Origin of the sequence: Mesorhizobium sp. M7A.F.Ca.US.002.01.1.1, assembly GCF_004022955.1 — a bacterium.
Taxonomy (GTDB): Bacteria; Pseudomonadota; Alphaproteobacteria; order Rhizobiales; family Rhizobiaceae; genus Mesorhizobium; species Mesorhizobium ciceri.
The window spans coordinates 1-2,470 of sequence record NZ_RZQE01000680.1; the positions used below are offsets into that span (position 1 = coordinate 1).

Consider the following 2,470-nt stretch of genomic DNA (forward strand, 5'->3'; position numbering starts at 1 on the left):
ATATTCCGCACGTCAACGAGATGGTCAGAAAACGAGTGATCGAACCAAGCATCAGCCGGACGTGCTGGCAGGCGAACACTCTTCCGCTGCCTCGTCGGTTACCCTTCCCGTCCCGGTGGAGCGTCACTGGCCTTGTCGTTGCCTTGTAAGCTGGGGCACTCGCGCGGCCTCGTTGTCCCTCGCTGCGAGACTGTCGTCAGACGCTTGGTATATCTGTCGAACAATTCCACCTTTTCTGGATAGGTAAGGCGGTGTAAACGCTGGCAACCTTCGCACCGATAGTGGGCGGCAGCGATGAACCAACGCCCCGGTTTGATGAAAGCCGTTCCGCATGCCGGACATTCGAGCGTCATCTCAATCGAAGACAGTGTCTGGGGGAGCGGCATCAGGTCCCGTGGTTCAAACCGCCGCCGCCAGAAGCAGCGTTATACCCACGACCGTCGACCCACAGATGGTCGCTAGAAGCACAATCGGCCGCGGATACTCGGTGGGTGCTGCGCTGGTGAGGTCGGAACCTCGAAATCTCACGGCGCTGGGCGACTGGACGTGGGCAGCGGTAGACTTGTCATTGCACGCTAGCACAGAAAGACGCTGGGCGATATCGGCGGCGATGAGAGGATCGTCCGCCACCAACTTCGACCAGTCCGAAACAGTGCCGATTTCGTGATGCAACATCGTTCCCTCCCAGGTGATCGCACAACTGCGAGATCTGACCTTTGTTCCTTTGATTTTTGCGAGGGGGGAAGTCGCGCCCGCTGCCTCGATGGACGGCGGGTCACATGCGACTGATCGCTATTTCCGGGGCTCCGGGAACTTGATTATCGTCGCGCTGTCTTCCGGCTCCAGCGGCTCGTGGCCAGGCCGTTCGTGCCACATGACTTGCCGCAAATCGGTCTGATCGACTTTCTGGCCGCAAGATGGACACGCGTAGAAGCGGTCCTTTTCGCGAATGCAATTACCCCCGTTGCGGGGGATGCGAGGTCCAAGGTCAGACAGTTTTGTCATGGCGACGAAAATCACCGCCGGAGGAAAAAGTTCCCGCCATTTCAGCAAAAACCAACGGAACACTCTTTGGCGCCCGAGGTTCGATGAGCTGAAAGCATCGTGACTGCATGGACGCTTCCGCCAGCCCATCGACAGCCTCTATGGCACGATCCACGATGCCATCTCCACTACGATCCTGGTTTGACCGGATGATGCTCGCGGCCGCAGGTTCCTCGACGATTGGATCGCGAGCCATCTGCCGTTTCCAGAACCGGCTCCCCCCATGGCTGCCAGCGACCTTGCGGACCAGCCGCCGGTGATGCCGGTACCAAGCCTGACGAGGTCAATGAAGAAGTCAGGAGCGTATCCGAAGTAATGTTCAAACGATGCATACAGCAACGACGCCTCACCGGCTTGACCGGTTTCTTGGCTCGCCCCTTTAGGTGGGCCGTGGGTCAAGTGGATTGCTAATACGAGGCTCAAGGACCTTTATCGTTATGCTTGTCTCTGCCGGCTGCGCCACATTCTATTGGTGGTGGAGAGACTGCTATGCCCTTCAGGGCGGGCTAGCGATGGAGCGCCTTCGAAGGTGAAAGCAATTCCCGCGTCCTCAAACGCCTGACGCATGGCCGCGATCTTGTGGGGACGCGGATTTCGAATACCGTTCTCAAAATCTCTGATCGTCATTTCGCTAACGCTCGCTTTTGCGGCAAGCCGTACTCGCGGCCAGTTCAGCAGGGCGCGTGCTGCTCTCGATTGAGCTGGTGAAAGTTGGGTTCGGTTGTCCATAGGATTTGAACATTCGATACGTCTAAAATGTTCCTTCGATCTATGCGACGATCGAAGGATCGAGCAATTCCCGTCGCGGGGGACGTCACGAGCGATGTCTCAGCAATGCATGCGACAGGCAATAGGCGGGCACCGGGACGGGGGGCAAGCAGTGGGCGCCTGAAGCGAGCGCTGCGGGTTGGCGGGCGTCCGCCGCTATCGCAACCAACCCTGTTGCGGCTCGTTGACCTATGCTGGTTGGTCCCAGCACACTCCAGAACCTGCCCGCCACTTCGCGGTGGCGGGCTTTTTGTGAATCAGCGGAACCTGATATGTCGCGGCAGGTTGGAAAAGCGGCAGCGTCCCCCGCTGCCGGTCGAGGTCCCCAAGCCTCGTCCGGGTCCGCCTCTACCCGCAAGTGGGGGCGGACCCACTAAATATGTTGCGGATCAAGGCGACCTGGTTTCCGAAAGCCGTTATTGCTGGTCGTTGACGGGCGTTCAAGCTGGCGCTGCTACACACCTCCTGGCAAGCACTCTATCTTGTCTGGGCCCGACTAAAGCCCGACATGGAATCGCAAAGGTCTGACCTGTGAAACAATGAAGCCTTTTCCACATTTGGAAATGTGACCGTCGATCATCGTCCCTTCATCGTCGGTTGGTTGATACCCGCCACGGCTCGCTTGGCGTGGCGGGGACTCATTCATTGAGAGGGTATG

The 2,470-nt window shown here is 58.5% G+C and carries 3 protein-coding genes; all 3 read right to left on the reverse strand.

The features are described 5' to 3' along the window. Positions 1-399: 399 nt before the first annotated feature. Positions 400-675, reverse strand: a complete 276-nt coding sequence (locus tag EN932_RS33930; protein ID WP_127413101.1) for a hypothetical protein — start codon at positions 673-675, stop codon at positions 400-402. 313 nt (positions 676-988) lie between these two features. After that, positions 989-1,240 carry a hypothetical protein gene (locus EN932_RS38260; RefSeq protein WP_024504642.1) on the reverse strand — a complete coding sequence of 84 codons (252 nt, stop codon included), beginning with the start codon at positions 1,238-1,240 and terminating at the stop codon, positions 989-991. Between the two features lie 239 nt (positions 1,241-1,479). Beyond that, positions 1,480-1,773: a helix-turn-helix transcriptional regulator gene (locus EN932_RS33940; protein ID WP_013525096.1), complete on the reverse strand. Its 294-nt coding sequence runs from the start codon at positions 1,771-1,773 to the stop codon at positions 1,480-1,482. Positions 1,774-2,470 lie beyond the last annotated feature (697 nt).

Coding starts and splice junctions, on each gene's coding strand:
- EN932_RS33930 (WP_127413101.1), bottom strand. CDS start 675: ATGTTGCATCACGAAATCGGCACTGTTTCGGACTGGTCGAAGTTGGTG.
- EN932_RS38260 (WP_024504642.1), bottom strand. CDS start 1,240: ATGGCTCGCGATCCAATCGTCGAGGAACCTGCGGCCGCGAGCATCATC.
- EN932_RS33940 (WP_013525096.1), bottom strand. CDS start 1,773: ATGGACAACCGAACCCAACTTTCACCAGCTCAATCGAGAGCAGCACGC.